Annotated in this window: 12 protein-coding genes; 8 read left to right on the top strand and 4 right to left on the bottom strand. The window is 67.0% G+C overall.

The window, feature by feature from the left end; translation table 11 throughout:
- Nucleotides 1-242: 242 nt before the first annotated feature.
- Complete coding sequence (locus tag MMG85_RS07530) at nucleotides 243-920, top strand: hypothetical protein (protein WP_241045489.1); 678 nt, start codon at nucleotides 243-245, stop codon at nucleotides 918-920.
- Between the two features lie 157 nt (nucleotides 921-1,077).
- Here MMG85_RS07530 and MMG85_RS07525 read toward each other — a convergent pair whose 3' ends face one another.
- The 3 genes from MMG85_RS07525 to glk form a co-directional block, all read right to left on the bottom strand.
- Nucleotides 1,078-1,734 carry a bifunctional 4-hydroxy-2-oxoglutarate aldolase/2-dehydro-3-deoxy-phosphogluconate aldolase gene (locus MMG85_RS07525; protein WP_241045488.1) on the bottom strand — a complete coding sequence of 219 codons (657 nt, stop codon included), beginning with the start codon at nucleotides 1,732-1,734 and terminating at the stop codon, nucleotides 1,078-1,080.
- Nucleotides 1,735-1,882: 148 nt separating this feature from the next.
- Nucleotides 1,883-3,793: a phosphogluconate dehydratase gene (gene edd / locus MMG85_RS07520; protein ID WP_241045487.1), complete on the bottom strand. Its 1,911-nt coding sequence runs from the start codon at nucleotides 3,791-3,793 to the stop codon at nucleotides 1,883-1,885.
- A gap of 232 nt (nucleotides 3,794-4,025) precedes the next feature.
- Entirely contained in the window at nucleotides 4,026-5,033 is a 1,008-nt protein-coding gene (gene glk, locus MMG85_RS07515; protein ID WP_241045486.1) for a glucokinase, read from the bottom strand.
- A 432-nt stretch (nucleotides 5,034-5,465) separates the two neighbouring features.
- Here glk and ugpC point away from each other — a divergent pair, with 432 nt between their 5' ends.
- Nucleotides 5,466-6,548, top strand: a complete 1,083-nt coding sequence (gene ugpC / locus MMG85_RS07510; RefSeq protein ID WP_241045485.1) for a sn-glycerol-3-phosphate ABC transporter ATP-binding protein UgpC — start codon at nucleotides 5,466-5,468, stop codon at nucleotides 6,546-6,548.
- Between the two features lie 68 nt (nucleotides 6,549-6,616).
- Here ugpC and MMG85_RS07505 read toward each other — a convergent pair whose 3' ends face one another.
- Nucleotides 6,617-7,819, bottom strand: coding sequence for an amino acid aminotransferase (locus tag MMG85_RS07505; RefSeq protein ID WP_241045484.1), 1,203 nt, complete (start codon nucleotides 7,817-7,819; stop codon nucleotides 6,617-6,619).
- A gap of 275 nt (nucleotides 7,820-8,094) precedes the next feature.
- Here MMG85_RS07505 and smc point away from each other — a divergent pair, with 275 nt between their 5' ends.
- From smc to MMG85_RS07475, 6 genes are all read left to right on the top strand, one after another.
- Nucleotides 8,095-11,598 (top strand): chromosome segregation protein SMC, encoded by a 3,504-nt coding sequence (smc, locus tag MMG85_RS07500; protein ID WP_241045483.1) that lies wholly within the window; start codon nucleotides 8,095-8,097, stop codon nucleotides 11,596-11,598.
- A 34-nt stretch (nucleotides 11,599-11,632) separates the two neighbouring features.
- The gene (zipA, locus tag MMG85_RS07495) at nucleotides 11,633-12,367 is read left to right on the top strand and encodes a cell division protein ZipA (protein WP_241045482.1); all 735 of its coding nucleotides are present in this window, start codon (nucleotides 11,633-11,635) and stop codon (nucleotides 12,365-12,367) included.
- 138 nt (nucleotides 12,368-12,505) lie between these two features.
- Nucleotides 12,506-13,144 (top strand): hypothetical protein, encoded by a 639-nt coding sequence (locus MMG85_RS07490; RefSeq protein WP_241045481.1) that lies wholly within the window; start codon nucleotides 12,506-12,508, stop codon nucleotides 13,142-13,144.
- A gap of 289 nt (nucleotides 13,145-13,433) precedes the next feature.
- Nucleotides 13,434-13,781, top strand: coding sequence for a DUF2200 domain-containing protein (locus MMG85_RS07485; RefSeq protein WP_241045480.1), 348 nt, complete (start codon nucleotides 13,434-13,436; stop codon nucleotides 13,779-13,781).
- Nucleotides 13,782-13,875: 94 nt separating this feature from the next.
- Nucleotides 13,876-14,208, top strand: coding sequence for a low molecular weight protein tyrosine phosphatase family protein (locus MMG85_RS07480; protein ID WP_241045479.1), 333 nt, complete (start codon nucleotides 13,876-13,878; stop codon nucleotides 14,206-14,208).
- A gap of 34 nt (nucleotides 14,209-14,242) precedes the next feature.
- A complete protein-coding gene (locus MMG85_RS07475) occupies nucleotides 14,243-14,533 on the top strand; it encodes a hypothetical protein (protein WP_241045478.1) in 291 nt (96 codons plus the stop codon).
- Nucleotides 14,534-14,806: the final 273 nt, after the last annotated feature.

The following is a 14,806-nucleotide window of genomic DNA, read 5'->3' as shown; positions in this document are numbered from 1 at the left end:
ATTCGTAGAGCGGAGCTTGCTCCGCTGCTTCGATGCCAAGGGAACCGGCATGCGCTGCCTGCATGAGTCGCGCAAGCTCGGTTCTACGCTTGGGGCGGAATCCGTCCCGGTGCATCGATCCGCAGAGCGGAGCTCGCCCCGCTGCGTGTTGCGTCGAATTGCCCTTGGCTGGACAGGTGCGGCTCCACGTCGCGTCGCGGGACGGAGTACATTGCCGGGCAACGTCCTGTCCTGTCGTTGTCATGGTCGCTGACAACTCGCGCATCCCGCTCTGGCCGCTGCCACTGTTGCTGACGCTGCTGTTCGTGGTCGCCGCCCACGCCGCCTATCTGTTGTCGATCCAGGGCGGCCACGTGCCGGCCTGCATTCCCTATCTCGATGGGTGCGTGTCGATCAGTCGCGCCGCCCGGCACGGGTGGGGCAACCACCTGTTCCGGCTGCTGGTGATTCCCTGCGCTGTGCTGCATGCGCTGGTGTGGTGGCTGTCGATGCGCTGGTTGCGCGACGGACGCGTCATGCTGTCACTGGGTGTGGTGTCTGCGTTCGCACTGGCCGTGTATGCCACGTTCCTCGGCACGGAAGGCGATATCTACCGCTTCCTTCGCCGCTACGGCGTGATCGTGTATTTCGGATTCGGCTATCTGGCGCAGTTGGCGTTGATGCGGCGCGCGTCAGCGGCGAAGGCGCTGCCACCGCGCCTCATCGTGGCGATGTCATGGATATCGATCGCGATGCTGATGCTGGGTGTCGCGAACGTCGCGGCCGGCCAGCTCGCGCCCGATCCGGCGATGAAGGATCGCTGGGAGAACATCTTCGAGTGGTGGCTCGGCCTGCTGATGGTGGGCTGGTATGCCGTGCTGGCCGTGGGGTGGCGAAAGCAGCATCTTGCGGTGCACATCGAGCGTCGCGACCCGCTGTAGGAGCGACGTCAGTCGCGACCGCACGGCAACAATTCTCCGCAAGGCGTCAAAGCAGGCGCGGCATAACTTTCTGTCTGGAATCCGCGCGCGTTCCATCATCAGGACGCTCGATTCTCGCGGTCGCGACTCACGTCGCTCCTACATGTCGGGAGACGCGTCAGCGGCGGACGCTTCTCACGATGGTGGCGGCCTTCGCCGAGCTCTCGGTGACCTTGTCCCACTCGCCGTTGTCGAGCCAGCCCTTCGGCACCATCCACGAACCGCCGATGCAGACCACGTTCGGCTGCGACAGGTAGTCGGCAGCGGTGTCTTCGGTGATGCCGCCGGTGGGGCAGATCTTCAGTTCCGACAGCGGGCCGGCGAGGCCCTTCAGCATAGCCAGTCCGCCGACGGCGGTGGCGGGGAACAGCTTGCAGACGCGGAAGCCGCGCGCCATCAGCGCCAGCAGCTCGGTCGGCGTGGCGGCACCCGGCACCACCGGAATGTCGGCGGCGGCCAGCGCATCGGCGAGCGCCGGCGGCGTGCCGGGCGTGACCAGGAAGTCGGCGCCGGCGTCGATGGACTGCGTCATCTGCTCGGTCGTCAGCACCGTGCCGGCGCCGATCACGATGTCGGGCAGTTCCTTCTTCAGCATCGCCAGCGCTTCCATCGCGACCGGCGTACGCAGCGTCAGTTCGATTGCCGGCAGCCCACCTTTCAGCAGCGCCTCGGATACCTTGCGCGCCTCATCCAGCGTGTGGACGGTGACGACCGGCAGGATGCCGGCGGCGCGGAGGAGGGATTCGGCTTTCTGCTGGCGGGCTTCGATGGTCATGGTGTGTCGATCAGTTGGAGTGAGCCCCTCTCCCATCGGGAGAGGGGTTGGGGAGAGGGCGACGAAGGTCAGGGCAGTTCACCCTCACCATGACACCCGCCCTCATCCGCCGTTCGGGCACCTTCTCCCAGGGGGAGAAGGGAAAGGCTCAGGCATCCTTGGCCTCATGCGGTGCCTCTGCCGCATGCGCGGCGTCGCCCAGTTCGTATTCGGCATCGTATTCCCAGGTGCCGTCGTGGTAGGGCAGGCCGCAGGAAATCGACATCGCGCCGCGGTCGGCTGGCGTGACCACGTCGCGGCTGACCGCGAACAGGTTGCGGCCCAGGTCCAGCGCGGCCGGCGAGGTGTTGGGCGCGATCTCGCGTGCGGCCCACTCGTCGGCATCGACCAGCGCTTCCAGCGTGCCGGCCTCCGCATCGAGGCGGATGATGTCGCCCTCGCGCAGCTTCGCCAGCGGACCACCGCGCGCGGCTTCCGGGGTCAGGTGGATGGCGGCGGGGATCTTGCCCGAGGCGCCGGACAGGCGACCGTCGGTGACCAGCGCCACGCGACGTCCCTGGTTCTGCAGCAGGCCCAGCAGCGGCGCCAGCGAGTGCAGTTCCGGCATGCCGTTCGCACGCGGACCCTGGTAACGCACCACGGCCACGAAGTCCTGCGGCAGCACGCCCGCGGCGTGCAGCTTGTTGAGCGCACGCGGATCATCGACGACCACGGCGGGCGCCTCGATGTAGCGGTACTCGGCCTTCACCGCGGAAGTCTTGATCAGCGAGCGACCCAGATTGCCGCGCAGCAGGCGCAGGCCACCCTGGGCCTCGAACGCACGCGTCACCGGGCGTACGACATCTTCGTCCGCGCTCTGCGCGACACCGGGGGCGTAGGCGAGCTTGCCCTCCTGCAGGCGCGGTTCCTCGCAGAACGCACGCAGGCCACCGGGCACGATGGTGGTGATGTCGTGCATCAGGCCGGCATCGAGCAGTTCGCGGAACACGAACTGGATGCCGCCGGCTGCGGCGAAGCGGTTCACGTCGGCATCGCCGTTCGGATACACGCGCGCCAGCAGCGGCACCGTCTGCGCGATCAGGTCCATGTCGTCCCAGGTCAGCACGATGCCGGCCGAGCGCGCCACGGCGATCCAGTGGATCGTGTGGTTGGTGGAGCCGCCGGTGGCCATCAGGGCGGTCATCGCGTTGACGATGGCGCGCTCGTCGATCAGCCGGCCGATCGGGCGATAGTCGTCGCCCAGTGCGGTGATGCTGAGCGCGCGCTCGGCGGCGGCACGCGTCAGCACGTCGCGCAGCGGCTGGTCGGGATTGACGAACGAGGTGCCCGGCAGCTGCAGGCCCATCGCTTCCAGCAGTACCTGGTTGGAATTGGCGGTGCCGTAGAACGTGCAGGTGCCGGCCGCGTGGTAACTCGCGGCTTCGGCTTCCAGCAGCTCCTCGCGCGTGGCTTCGCCGGCGGCGTAGCGTTCGCGGACGGCGGCTTTTTCCTTGTTGGGGATGCCCGGCGACATCGGGCCGGCCGGCACGAACACCGCCGGCAGATGGCCGAAGGCCAGTGCGCCCATCAGCAGGCCGGGCACGATCTTGTCGCACACGCCCAGGTAGAGCGCGGCGTCGAACATGTCGTGGCTCAGCGAGATCGCCGTGGCCTGCGCGATCACGTCGCGCGAGAACAGCGACAGTTCCATGCCGGGGCGGCCCTGGGTCACGCCGTCGCACATCGCCGGCACGCCACCGGCGACCTGCGCGGTGGCGCCCAGGTCGCGCGCGACCTGGCGGATGATCTCGGGGTAATGCTCGAACGGCTGGTGCGCCGACAGCATGTCGTTGTAGGCGTTGATGATGCCGAGGTTCGGCGTCACGTCGGCGCGCAGGCGGCCCTTGTCGGTGGGGCCGCAGGCGGCGAAGGCATGTGCCAGGTTGCCGCAGCTCAGGCGCGCGCGTTGCGGGCCGTCGCGATGGGCGGCGTCGATGCCGTCGAGGTAGGCGCGGCGCAACGGGGCGCTGCGCTGGCGGATGCGTTCGGTGACTTCCTGGATGCGGGGGTGCAGGCTCATGGGCGTAGGGCTAGGCTGCAGACACGGACATTCTGCATGGCGTGGCGAAATGAGGCCGTGAGGCGCAGCCTTCCGGCATCTCCAGCGCGTGGAGGGGAAGGGCGGGGAACGACGGCGACGGCATGATGCTTTCTACCGCCTTTGCCGCAGGCGCGAAAGCGACCAAAGGCAGACCAGTCTCCGCAGCGGGGCCTTGCGCGTGTTGCGTTGCAGCGCGCATCTGCGCAAAACCTCAGCTGCGAGCCGCGCTATTCGGACCGAACAGTTCGACCGCGTATGCCGCCGCACCCAGCAGGCCGGGCCGCGGATGCATGTTGGCGAGCGTCGGCACGCGTCCCATCGCCGGCGAGAAGCGGCCCTTGTGTTCGAAGCGCTGACGGAAGCCGGAATGCTGCAGCGACGTCAGCAGCTTCGGCACCAGTCCGCCGGTGAGGAACACGCCATCCCAGGCGCCGGTGGTCAGCACCAGGTCGCCGGCGATGGCGCCGAACACCGCGCAGAACACGTCCAGCGTGCGCACGCAGCGCGGATCGCCGGCAGCGGCGCGTGCGGTGACGTCCTTCGGTTCGATCGGACCACCCGGGTCCTCGCCTGCGATCTCGCTGAGCGCGCGATACAGGTTCACCAGGCCCGGGCCGCAGATCAGGCGCTCGTTGGAGACGCGGCCGAACTGCGCCGACAGGATGTCGAGGATGCGGATTTCTTCCGGCGTGCCGGGCGGAAAGCTGACGTGGCCACCTTCGGTTTCCAGCGGATAAGCGCGGCCGTCGCGGATCACCAGCGCGGCCACGCCCAGGCCCGTGCCGGGACCGATCACGGCATAGGTGCGCGGTACCGACAGCGGTGCCGGCGTCCATTGCGTACCGCCGATCGCCACCACGTCGCGTGGCGTCAGCAGCGACACCGCCATCGCCTGCGCGGCGAAATCGTTGACCAGCTTGAGGCCCTGGAAACCCAATGCCTGCCGCGTGCGATTGACCGAAATGACCCACGGATGATTGGTGATGCGGGCTTCGTCGCCATCGACGCGACCGGCAACGGCAAAGACGCCGTTCTGTGCGGTGGCACCGGTCTCGTCCAGGTAATGCCGGGCGGCATCGGCAAGCGACGGGAAATCGGCCACCACGAATTCGCGCACGCTCTCGTCCAGCAACGGCACGCTGGCGCAGGCGTCGGCCAGCGCGAAGCGCGCGTTGGTGCCACCGATGTCGGCAAGGAGGACGCGATCGGTGCTGCTCATGCGGCAAACATCCTGTTCGATGCGGGGTGGCTTCCAAAACGGGTCCGCTGCATTCGCCTGGTCGATCCTGTGCTGCCGGGAAGGGGCCACATCGCGTGGGCGGCGCATGATAGCGCGCACCCGCGCGGCCGGTGCGCGGGCACGCACGAACGCGCGCCATCCGTATACGTATGCGCGGTTTCGCGAACGAAGTGTGCGATGGCGGATCTGCGGAGACGCGAGTGGGACATGGACGGCGAAGGGAAGAAGCGAAGGGCCCGGGCCACGTGCGCACGCTGTCCGCTTGCGTGGTGAAAACGGTTACATGGCAGAATAGCGCAACTTCCCGCACGGCGGAACGGGAGGCCGGGTGCATCGCCCACGCGGGCAGGCCCGTACCGGGAGGGCCGGGCCGCCGCGAACAATCACGGGCGTCGCCCGACCGGAGCAATGATGGCCAGTGTCCAACTCGACCGCGTGCGCAAGGTGTACGACAACGGCCAGGTGGCCGTGCACGGGGCCAGTTTCGAGATCGCCGACGGCGAGCTCATGGTGCTGGTCGGTCCGTCCGGCTGCGGCAAGTCCACGCTGCTGCGGATGATCGCCGGCTTGGAGGAGATCTCCGAAGGCAACCTGCTGATCGGCGAGCGGCGCGTCAACGACGTGGCGCCGAAAGACCGCGACATCGCCATGGTGTTCCAGAGCTACGCGCTGTATCCGCACATGACGGTGGCCGAGAATCTCGCCTTCGGGTTGAAGCTGCGCGGCGTGCCGCGCGCCGAGATCGACCGGCGCGTCCGCGATGCGGCGGAGACGCTCGGTATGACCGACATGCTGGACAAGCTGCCGCGCGAGATGTCCGGCGGACAACGCCAGCGCGTGGCGCTGGGCCGGGCACTGGTGCGTGAGCCGTCGGTGTTCCTGCTGGACGAACCGCTGTCGAACCTGGACGCCAAGCTGCGCCATTCCGTACGCACCGAGATCGGCCGCCTGCATCGCAAGCTCGGCGCAACGATGATCTACGTGACCCACGATCAGGTGGAAGCGATGACGCTGGGTCAGCGGATCGTGGTGCTGAAGGACGGCGAGATCCAGCAGATCGACACGCCGATGGCGCTGTACGAGAAGCCGGCCAACCTGTTCGTCGCCGGCTTCCTCGGCAGCCCGGCGATGAACGTGTTGCACGGCACGCTGCAACAGGCCGACGGCCTGCAGCTGGCGCTGGACGGCGGCGGGCAGATCCCGTTGGGCCATGCGGCGGTCGCGGAGGCGTGGATCGGGCGGCGCGTCGCCCTGGGCATCCGTCCGGAACACCTGCAGCCTGCCGGCATCGGCAAGCTCGCGTTCGAGGCGCATGTCGACCTGATCGAGCCGGTCGGCAACGAAGTCTTCGTCAACCTGCGCTTCGTCGGTCAGCCGCTGGTGGCGCGGATGCCGCCGCAGGTGTTGCCGGAGCCGGGGCAGGGCCTGCGTGTCACGGTCGAGAACGCGGCGCTGCACTGCTTCGATCCGGACAGCGGCCTGCGTCTGGGCTGAGGCTGCCTGAGGCGACAAAGAAAAGGGAGGCCATGGCCTCCCTTTCTTGTACCCGATAACGGTGCAGGTCAGCCGCGACTGACCGTGCGCACCGCGTCGGCCACATAGCCGAGGTTCTGCTGGTTCAATGCGGCCACGCAGATGCGGCCGGTGCCCACCGCATAGATGCCGAACTCGTCGCGCAACCGGTCCACCTGCGCCTTGCTCAGGCCCGAGTACGAGAACATGCCGGCCTGCTGCTGGATGAAGGCGAACTCCGGTGCGCCGAGGGCGGCCAGCTTGTCCACCAGGCCGGCGCGCAGGGCATGGATGCGCTCGCGCATGCCGCCCAGTTCGCTTTCCCACAGCGCACGCAGCTCGCTGCTCGCCAGTACGCCGGCCACCAGCGCGGCGCCGTGGGTGGACGGGCTGGAATAGATGGTGCGGATGATGCGTTTGACCTGCGACTGCACTGCCTTGGTCGCGTTCGCATCCGGACCGACCACCGACAGCGCGCCGACGCGCTCGCCGTACAGCGAGAACGACTTGGAGTACGAATTGGCGACGATGAAGGCGTCGATCCCGGCCTCGGCGACGATGCGCACCGCGGCACCGTCCTCGACGATGCCCTGGTCGAAGCCCTGGTAGGCCATGTCGATGAAGGGGAACAGGCCGCGGTCCTTCATCAGCGCGGCCACCTGCTTCCACTGCTCGACCGTAAGGTCGGCGCCGGTGGGGTTGTGGCAGCAGGCGTGCAGCAGCACCACGGTGCCGGGCTTCAGCTGGCCGACATCGGCGAGCATGCCGGCGAAGTCCAAGCCATGCGTGGCGGCGTCGAAGTAGGTGTAGTCGACGATGTCGAAGCCGGCCGCGCCGAACACCGCGCGGTGGTTTTCCCAGCTCGGGTTGCTGATGGCGATGGTGGCGTGCGGCAGCAGCTTCTTCAGCAGGTCCGCGCCCACGCGCAGCGCGCCGCTGCCGCCGACGGTCTGGGTGGTGGCGACGCGGCCGGCGGCCACCAGCGCCGAGTCCTTGCCGAACACCAGCTCGCGGGTGGCCGCGTCGTAGGCGGCCAGGCCGTCGATCGGCAGGTAACCACGCGGTTGGCCGGCGGCGGCGAGCGCCTGTTCCACCTGGCGGACGCAGTCGAGCAGGGGAATGCGCCCCTGTTCGTCGTAATAGATGCCGACGCCCAGATTGACCTTCTGGGTGCGGGGATCGGCGTTGTAGGCCTCGGTCAGCCCCAGGATGGGGTCGCCGGGCACCAGTTCGACGGATGCAAAAAGAGACACGGAGTGGGGACCGTTGATGGGTGAGGGAGGGGGGTGAAGCCGCCCGCGATGCTAACAGGCGCGCGCCCGCTCCGTACGCCCGTGGCGCGTCGGCGTACGGCGCCCGCAGGCCCGGGCATCGCGTGACAGGGGCGGCTATACTCATCCGTTGGCGTGCCTGATGGCAGGCCGGATTGCCGGACAATCAACAACTTGGCAGTCGAAGCTGATCCCACTTCACACTTGCGGCAGCGCGTCGGACCGGTCCGGTCGCGGTGCCCGGAAGACACCGTCGCATGCGCCTTTCCACCATCAAGCTGTCCGGCTTCAAGTCGTTCGTCGATCCCACCGTGCTGCACCTGCCGACCAACATGACCGGCGTGGTCGGGCCGAACGGCTGCGGCAAGTCGAACATCATCGACGCCGTGCGCTGGGTGATGGGCGAGAGCTCGGCCAGTCGCCTGCGCGGCGACTCGCTGACCGACGTGATCTTCTCCGGCTCGGCAGCGCGCAAGCCGGTCTCGCAGGCCTCGGTCGAGCTGATCTTCGACAACAGCGACCACACCATCAGCGGCGAGTTCGCCGCCTTCAACGAAATCTCGGTCCGGCGCCTGGTCAGCCGCGACGGCCAGAGCAACTACTACCTCAACGGCACCAAGTGCCGCCGCCGCGACATCACCGACCTGTTCCTCGGCACCGGCCTGGGCCCGCGCAGCTACTCGATCATCGAGCAGGGCATGATCAGCCAGATCATCGAGGCCCGCCCGGAAGACCTGCGCGTGTACCTGGAAGAGGCCGCAGGCATCTCCAAGTACAAGGAGCGCCGCAAGGAAACCGAAACCCGCATCCGCCACACCCGCGAGAACCTGGACCGCCTCAACGACCTGCGCGAGGAGATCGGCAAGCAGCTCGAACACCTCAAGCGCCAGGCCAAGCAGGCCGAGCAGTACAAGGCCCTGCAGGAAGAGCGCCGCATCAAGGACGCCGAGTGGAAGGCGCTGGAGTACCGCGGTCTGGACGGCAAGCTGCAGGGCCTGCGCGAGGCGCTGTCGCAGGAAGAGACCAGGCTCCAGCAACTGATCGCCGAACAGCGCGAAGCCGAACGCCTGCTGGAAACCGACCGCGTGCGCCGCGAGGAAGCCGCCGACGCGCTGAACAAGGCGCAGGGCGAGGTGTACCAGGTCGGCAGCACGCTGGCCCGCATCGAACAGCAGATCCAGCACCAGCGCGAGCTGGGCGACCGCCTGAAGCGCGCGCGCGACGAAGCCCACAACGCCCTGCAGGAACTCGGCCAGCACATCAGCGGCGACGAGACCCGCCTGAACGTGCTGCGCGAATCCGTCGCCGACGCCGAACCGCAGCTGGAGCAGCTGCGCGAAGACGACGTGTTCCGCCAGGACGCGCTGCGCGAGGCCGAGGCCGCGCTGGCCGACTGGCAGCAGCGCTGGGAAACCCACAGCCGCGAGTCGGCGGAAGCCTCGCGCGCCGGTGACGTCGAACGCACCCGCGTGGACTACCTCGACCGCCAGTCGCTCGAAGCCGAGCGCCGTCGCGAGGCGCTGGCCAACGAGCGCCTCGGGCTGGACCTGGACGCACTGGCATCCGCCTTCGAGCAACTGCAGCTGCAGCACGACACGCAGAAGGAATCGCTGGACACGCTGGCCGAGCAGGTCGAGGCGCGCAAGCAGGGCGCCGCCGACGTGCAGGAACAGCAGCGTGGCACGCAGACCGAACTGTCCGACGTGCGCAAGCGCGCGCAGGAAGCGCGCGGTCGCCTGTCTTCGCTGGAAACCCTGCAGCACGCCGCGCTGGGCCAGGAACAGGGCGCCGCCATGACCTGGCTGAAGGCGCGCGGGCTGGACAATGCCGCGCGCGTCGGCGAGAAGCTGACCGTCGAGCCGGGCTGGGAAAATGCCGTCGAAGGCGCGCTTGGCCAGCTGATCGAAGGTGTGCTGGTCGATGCGCCGGAAGCCCTGGTCGACGCGCTGGGCGAACTCGGCGACGGCCGCATCGCGCTGGTGTCGGACGACCGCAGCGATGTCGCGTTCGCACCGACCTCGCTGGCGGCCAAGGTGCAGGGCCCGGCCGCGATCCGTCGCCTGCTGGCCCGCCTGCACGTGGCCGAGAACCTGGCCGAAGCCCGCCGCCTGCAATCGCAGCTGGGCGACGGCGATTCCGTCATCACCCGCTCCGGCGAGCGCCTCGGCGCCGGTTGGGTGCGTGTGTTGCGCTCCGGCGCGGCCAAGCAGGGCGCACTGCTGCGCGAGCGCGAGATCCAGTCGCTGCGCGGCGAAATCGAAACCCTGCAGGCGCGCGAAGCCGAGCTGGAAGAGCGCCTGGCCCACCTGCGCGACCAGTTGTTGGCCGCCGAACAGCAGCGCGAGGACGCCCAGCGCACCTTGTACATGGCGCACCGCGGCGTCTCCGAACTCGCCGGCCAGCTGCAGAGCCAGCAGGGCAAGGTGGAGTCCACCCGCACCCGCCTGGAACGCATCGACGGCGAGATCGCCCAGTTGGTCGAAACCCTCGACGCCAGCCGCGAGCAGGCCCGCGAAGCGCGCAGCAAGCTGGAAGATGCGGTCTCCCGCATGGGCGACCTGGAATCCGCACGGCAGGCACTGGAAGGCGAGCGCCGCCAACTGGTAGACGCCCGCGACCAGGCCCGCGAAGCCGCGCGCAGCTCACGCGACACCGCGCATGCGCTGGCGCTGACGCTGGAGTCGCAGCGCGCGCAGATCGTCTCGCTGAGCCAGGCGCTGGACCGCATGGGCGGCCAGCGCGGCCAGCTCGATTCGCGCCTGGAAGAACTCACCCTGCAGCTGAGCGAAGGCGATTCGCCGGTTCAGGAACTGGAAGCCCAGCGCCAGGCCGCGCTGGAACACCGCGTCACCGCCGACCGCCAACTGGCCGAGGCGCGTTCGCTGCTGGAAGGCATCGACAACGAACTGCGCCAGTACGAACAGACCCGCCAGCAACGCGACGAACAGGCGGTGGCCCAGCGCGAGCGCATCTCGCAGCGCAAGCTCGACCAGCAGGCGCTGGCACTGAAGGCCGAGCAGCTGTCCGAGGCCGTGGTCGCCGGCGGCTTCGTGCTGGACGACGTCATCAACACGCTGCCCGAGGTCGCCGACATCCGCGAATGGGAGCAGGCCGTCACCCAGATCGATGGCCGCATGCGCCGGCTGGAGCCGGTCAACCTGGCCGCCATCCACGAGTACGGCGAAGCCAGCCAGCGCTCGGAGTATCTGGACGCGCAGAACGTCGACCTGACCACCGCGCTGGAAACGCTGGAAGAAGCCATCCGCAAGATCGACCGCGAGACCCGCGGCCGCTTCAAGGACACCTTCGACCGCGTCAACGCCGGCGTGCAGCAGCTGTATCCGCGCCTGTTCGGCGGCGGCCATGCCTATCTGGAATTGACCGGCGAAGACCTGCTCGACACCGGCGTGGCCATCATGGCGCGTCCGCCCGGCAAGCGCGTGTCCAACATCTCGCTGCTGTCCGGCGGCGAGAAGGCGATGACCGCGGTGGCGCTGGTGTTCGCCATCTTCCAGCTCAATCCCGCACCGTTCTGCCTGCTGGACGAAGTCGATGCGCCGCTCGATGAAGCCAACGTCGGCCGCTTCACCAACATGGTGAAGGAGATGAGCGAGAAGGTGCAGTTCCTGTTCGTATCGCACAACAAGGCCACGATGGAAGCCGCACACCAGCTCAGTGGCGTTACCATGCGTGAACCCGGTGTCAGCCGGCTGGTGTCGGTGGACCTGGAAGAAGCCGCCCGCCTGGCCGGCGCCGCCTGACCCTGATCGATCCCAACCTGCCGGAGAAACCCCTGTGTCCGACATGGCCATGCTTCGTTTCGGAATCATCATCGCCGGCGTCCTGCTGGTGGCGGCGATCTTCCTGTTCGGACGCCCCAAGAAGCCCAGCCAGGGCCGTCGCATCGAAACCACCGAGCGCGACAACGCGCGCGTCGAGCCCAGCATCGCCGGCGACGACACCAGCGAGCAGGTGCAGGACTACAGCGACGCACGCGTCAGCCAGCCCGAACTGGGCCTGCCCGGCGGCACGCCGGTCGCCGGCGTGGAAAGCGACCTGGGCAAGCGTCCCAGTCAGGATTTCGACAAGATCGTCTCGCTGTACGTGGCGGCCAAGGCCGGGCAGGTGCTGCGCGGCGAGGACATCGTGGTGGCCGCCGAGAAGACCGGCCTGACCTTCGGCCACATGAATGTCTTCCACCGGTTGGTGGAAGGGCATCCGGAACGCGGCCCGGTCTTCAGCATGGCCAACATCATGCAGCCCGGCAGTTTCGACATGGCCAACATCCGCACGCTGGAAACCCCGGCCATCGCCTTCTTCCTCACGCTGCCCGCGCCGATGACCGCGCTGGAAGCGTGGGAAAAGCTGCTGCCCAACGTCGAGCGCATGGCCGAACTGCTCGGCGGCGTGGTCCTCGACGACAGCCGTAACACCCTCGGCCGCCAACGCATCCAGCATATCCGCGAAGAACTGCGTGCGTACGATCGCCAGCATGAGGCGCCGCCGCTGACTAAGGCGCCGCGGTGGTGAGGTTGCGGCGGGGCTAGTTCAATTCTTGGTTAGCCGATGACGAACATAACGCCCAGCGTGAATTGCGGAAAATGTTGGGCGGCGTGTCTCGACGGATGTGGCGGTGGAGCATCTAGGGAGCATTTGGTATCCAAGGCGATGTTGCCTGAAACCAATGTCACGGTGATGGGTTTTGATTGGTGTCCGACTTGGACCAAGGTGGGGGTCAGTTCACTTACGAGCAAGATTCTTTGCCGGCGTCACAACAGTCTCCTTTCCAGCGTAGATGAAGTCGGCTTACTAGTAAGTCGTTCGCTCAGAGATCCGGCCGACTCTAGATCTGTTCTCGGATTCGACTTTGAGCGTTGGCTTCTAAAAACCCTCATAAACATTTCAATTGGGGGCGATGCAAGAATTGGGATTGGCATGGCAGGCGGCGCATTGGGGATTGCGCCGCCCTACTTGGTAGATGTTGCCTTCGGAAACCTAAATTTGACCCATCGTATGGGTCTGTATTTTCTCCGTTGCATTGAACCCTATGGGGCAAATCCCGGAGAGATTATGTGCACCCCGTTTGTACGGGATGCGGAAATAGGTGGTGCGCTGTTTTTGATCGCAGGGATGTACTTCTTCCTGTCTTTGAATCCCGGACACGCCCCCAGCAGGATCGGCGAAATGGCTCGCGGTTCTTGGCCGGGGCATCTCGCAACTGCGGAGCTTGTTTACCGACCTGAGTATCTACGAGTTCAGATGCGGGACGGGCGGGATGGTGTGATCAACTTTGACTGGGGCACGTAGGATGGATATCGCTTTCGGATCAGCGCATAGGTTGGGTGAGCGAAGCGAAGCCCAACGTCGCACGCGTTGGTCAGGCGTCGGACTCTGATCGAATTTGCGTGTTGGGGTTCGCTTCGCTCACCCCAACCTATCGGGTTCATGCCGACGTCAACGCAGTGCGTAGGATGGGTTGAGCGAAGCGATACCCATCATCTTGAATTCCGAAACATTTTGATGGGTATCGCCTGCGGCTCAACCCATCCTACGATTGCGATTCATCGCTTCGTTTCGTGCCTCTGAAGGAATGACGATGTCCGGCCACCGCATCTTCACGACCCCCTTCGCCAGCGTGTATCCGCTGTACGTGCAGAAGGCCGAGCGCAAGGGCCGGACGAAGGCGGAGGTCGATGAGGTCATCCGCTGGCTGACCGGCTACGACCAGGCCGGGCTTGAGCGGCAGATCGATGTCAGGAAGGATTTCGAGACCTTCTTCACCGAGGCCCCGCAGCTCCACCCCCATGCGTCGCTTATCAAAGGCGTGGTCTGCGGGTTGCGTGTGGAAGACGTGGACGACCCGCTGATGCAGAAGATCCGTTACCTCGACAAGTTGGTCGACGAACTCGCGAAGGGGAAGGCGATGGAGAAGATCCTGCGCTGATCGCGGGCGGCGGGCCAAGGCCCGCCCTACGCGGATCGGGTTTTGCGTAGGGTGGGCCTTGGCCCACCGCCACACGATCCCGCACACTCGCGCCATGCCCCGCAACGTCCTCTTCATCTGCACCCAGAACCGCCTGCGCAGCCCGACGGCCGAGCAGGTGTTCGCCGAGTGGCCGGGGATCGAAACCGCGTCCGCCGGCCTGGGCAACGACGCCGAGGTCCCCGTCTCGCCGGAGTTGCTGGCGTGGGCGGATATCGTGTTCGTGATGGAGAAGGTCCACCGTACCCGTTTGTCGGCGAAGTTCGGGCGCCACCTCAACGGCAAGCGGGTGATCTGCCTCGACATCCCGGACGAGTACGACTACATGGATCCGGACCTGGTCCGCCTGTTGAGGCAGAAGGTGACGCGCTTCCTGCCTGCGGCATGAGGGTCTCCTCGCGCCTTCAGCAACGGAGACCGCCATGACCCCGACATCAGGCCCCGAAGCCGACGCCCTGCAACGCGCCGTCAGCGAGGTGCTGCACTACGTCTGGGATCCCATCGGCGTCGCCGCCAGGCCGGAGGCGCGCAACGAATACGACGGCTATGTGGAAGGTGTCTGCGCGCTATTGTGGCGCGGTACGGATGTGGGCGGGCTGGTCGCATACCTCGTCGACATCGCCGATACGTCAATGGGTCTGGCAGGTACGCACGCACGTGCGGACCGTGCCGCGAACATCTTGCTGACCTGGCGCGATATCGTGACGCGCTGACGTTTTGCCCCCGGGCGAGAGCACTGTAGGGCGTGGTTGGAGCGCAGCGGAAACCCGGCAGAGCCGACATCGCGCGCGATGCTGGGTTTCCGCTGCGCTCCAACCCAGCCTACGAACGCGGCAACGAGGTGGCGCGATTGCATGCACCTTATCTCTTGGCGATCTGCCAGATTAGATGCCGAGAGCCGGCGTGGTCGAGCGTCACACCTTGGGTGCTACGACCGCGGGAGAGCAAGCTCGCCACGCCGGAATCTCCCTGCACACGCCCGAACA

Source organism: Pseudoxanthomonas sp. LH2527 (genome assembly GCF_022539275.1).
Lineage (GTDB): Bacteria > Pseudomonadota > Gammaproteobacteria > Xanthomonadales > Xanthomonadaceae > Pseudoxanthomonas_A.
Note: the sequence above shows the minus strand (reverse complement) of the source record. Positions and strands in the feature narration are given on the sequence as shown.

Coding starts and splice junctions, on each gene's coding strand:
- edd (WP_241045487.1), bottom strand. CDS start 3,793: ATGAGCCTGCACCCCCGCATCCAGGAAGTCACCGAACGCATCCGCCAG.
- ugpC (WP_241045485.1), top strand. CDS start 5,466: ATGGCCAGTGTCCAACTCGACCGCGTGCGCAAGGTGTACGACAACGGC.
- MMG85_RS07490 (WP_241045481.1), top strand. CDS start 12,506: ATGTTGCCTGAAACCAATGTCACGGTGATGGGTTTTGATTGGTGTCCG.
- MMG85_RS07530 (WP_241045489.1), top strand. CDS start 243: ATGGTCGCTGACAACTCGCGCATCCCGCTCTGGCCGCTGCCACTGTTG.
- MMG85_RS07485 (WP_241045480.1), top strand. CDS start 13,434: ATGTCCGGCCACCGCATCTTCACGACCCCCTTCGCCAGCGTGTATCCG.
- smc (WP_241045483.1), top strand. CDS start 8,095: ATGCGCCTTTCCACCATCAAGCTGTCCGGCTTCAAGTCGTTCGTCGAT.
- MMG85_RS07475 (WP_241045478.1), top strand. CDS start 14,243: ATGACCCCGACATCAGGCCCCGAAGCCGACGCCCTGCAACGCGCCGTC.
- glk (WP_241045486.1), bottom strand. CDS start 5,033: ATGAGCAGCACCGATCGCGTCCTCCTTGCCGACATCGGTGGCACCAAC.
- MMG85_RS07480 (WP_241045479.1), top strand. CDS start 13,876: ATGCCCCGCAACGTCCTCTTCATCTGCACCCAGAACCGCCTGCGCAGC.
- MMG85_RS07525 (WP_241045488.1), bottom strand. CDS start 1,734: ATGACCATCGAAGCCCGCCAGCAGAAAGCCGAATCCCTCCTCCGCGCC.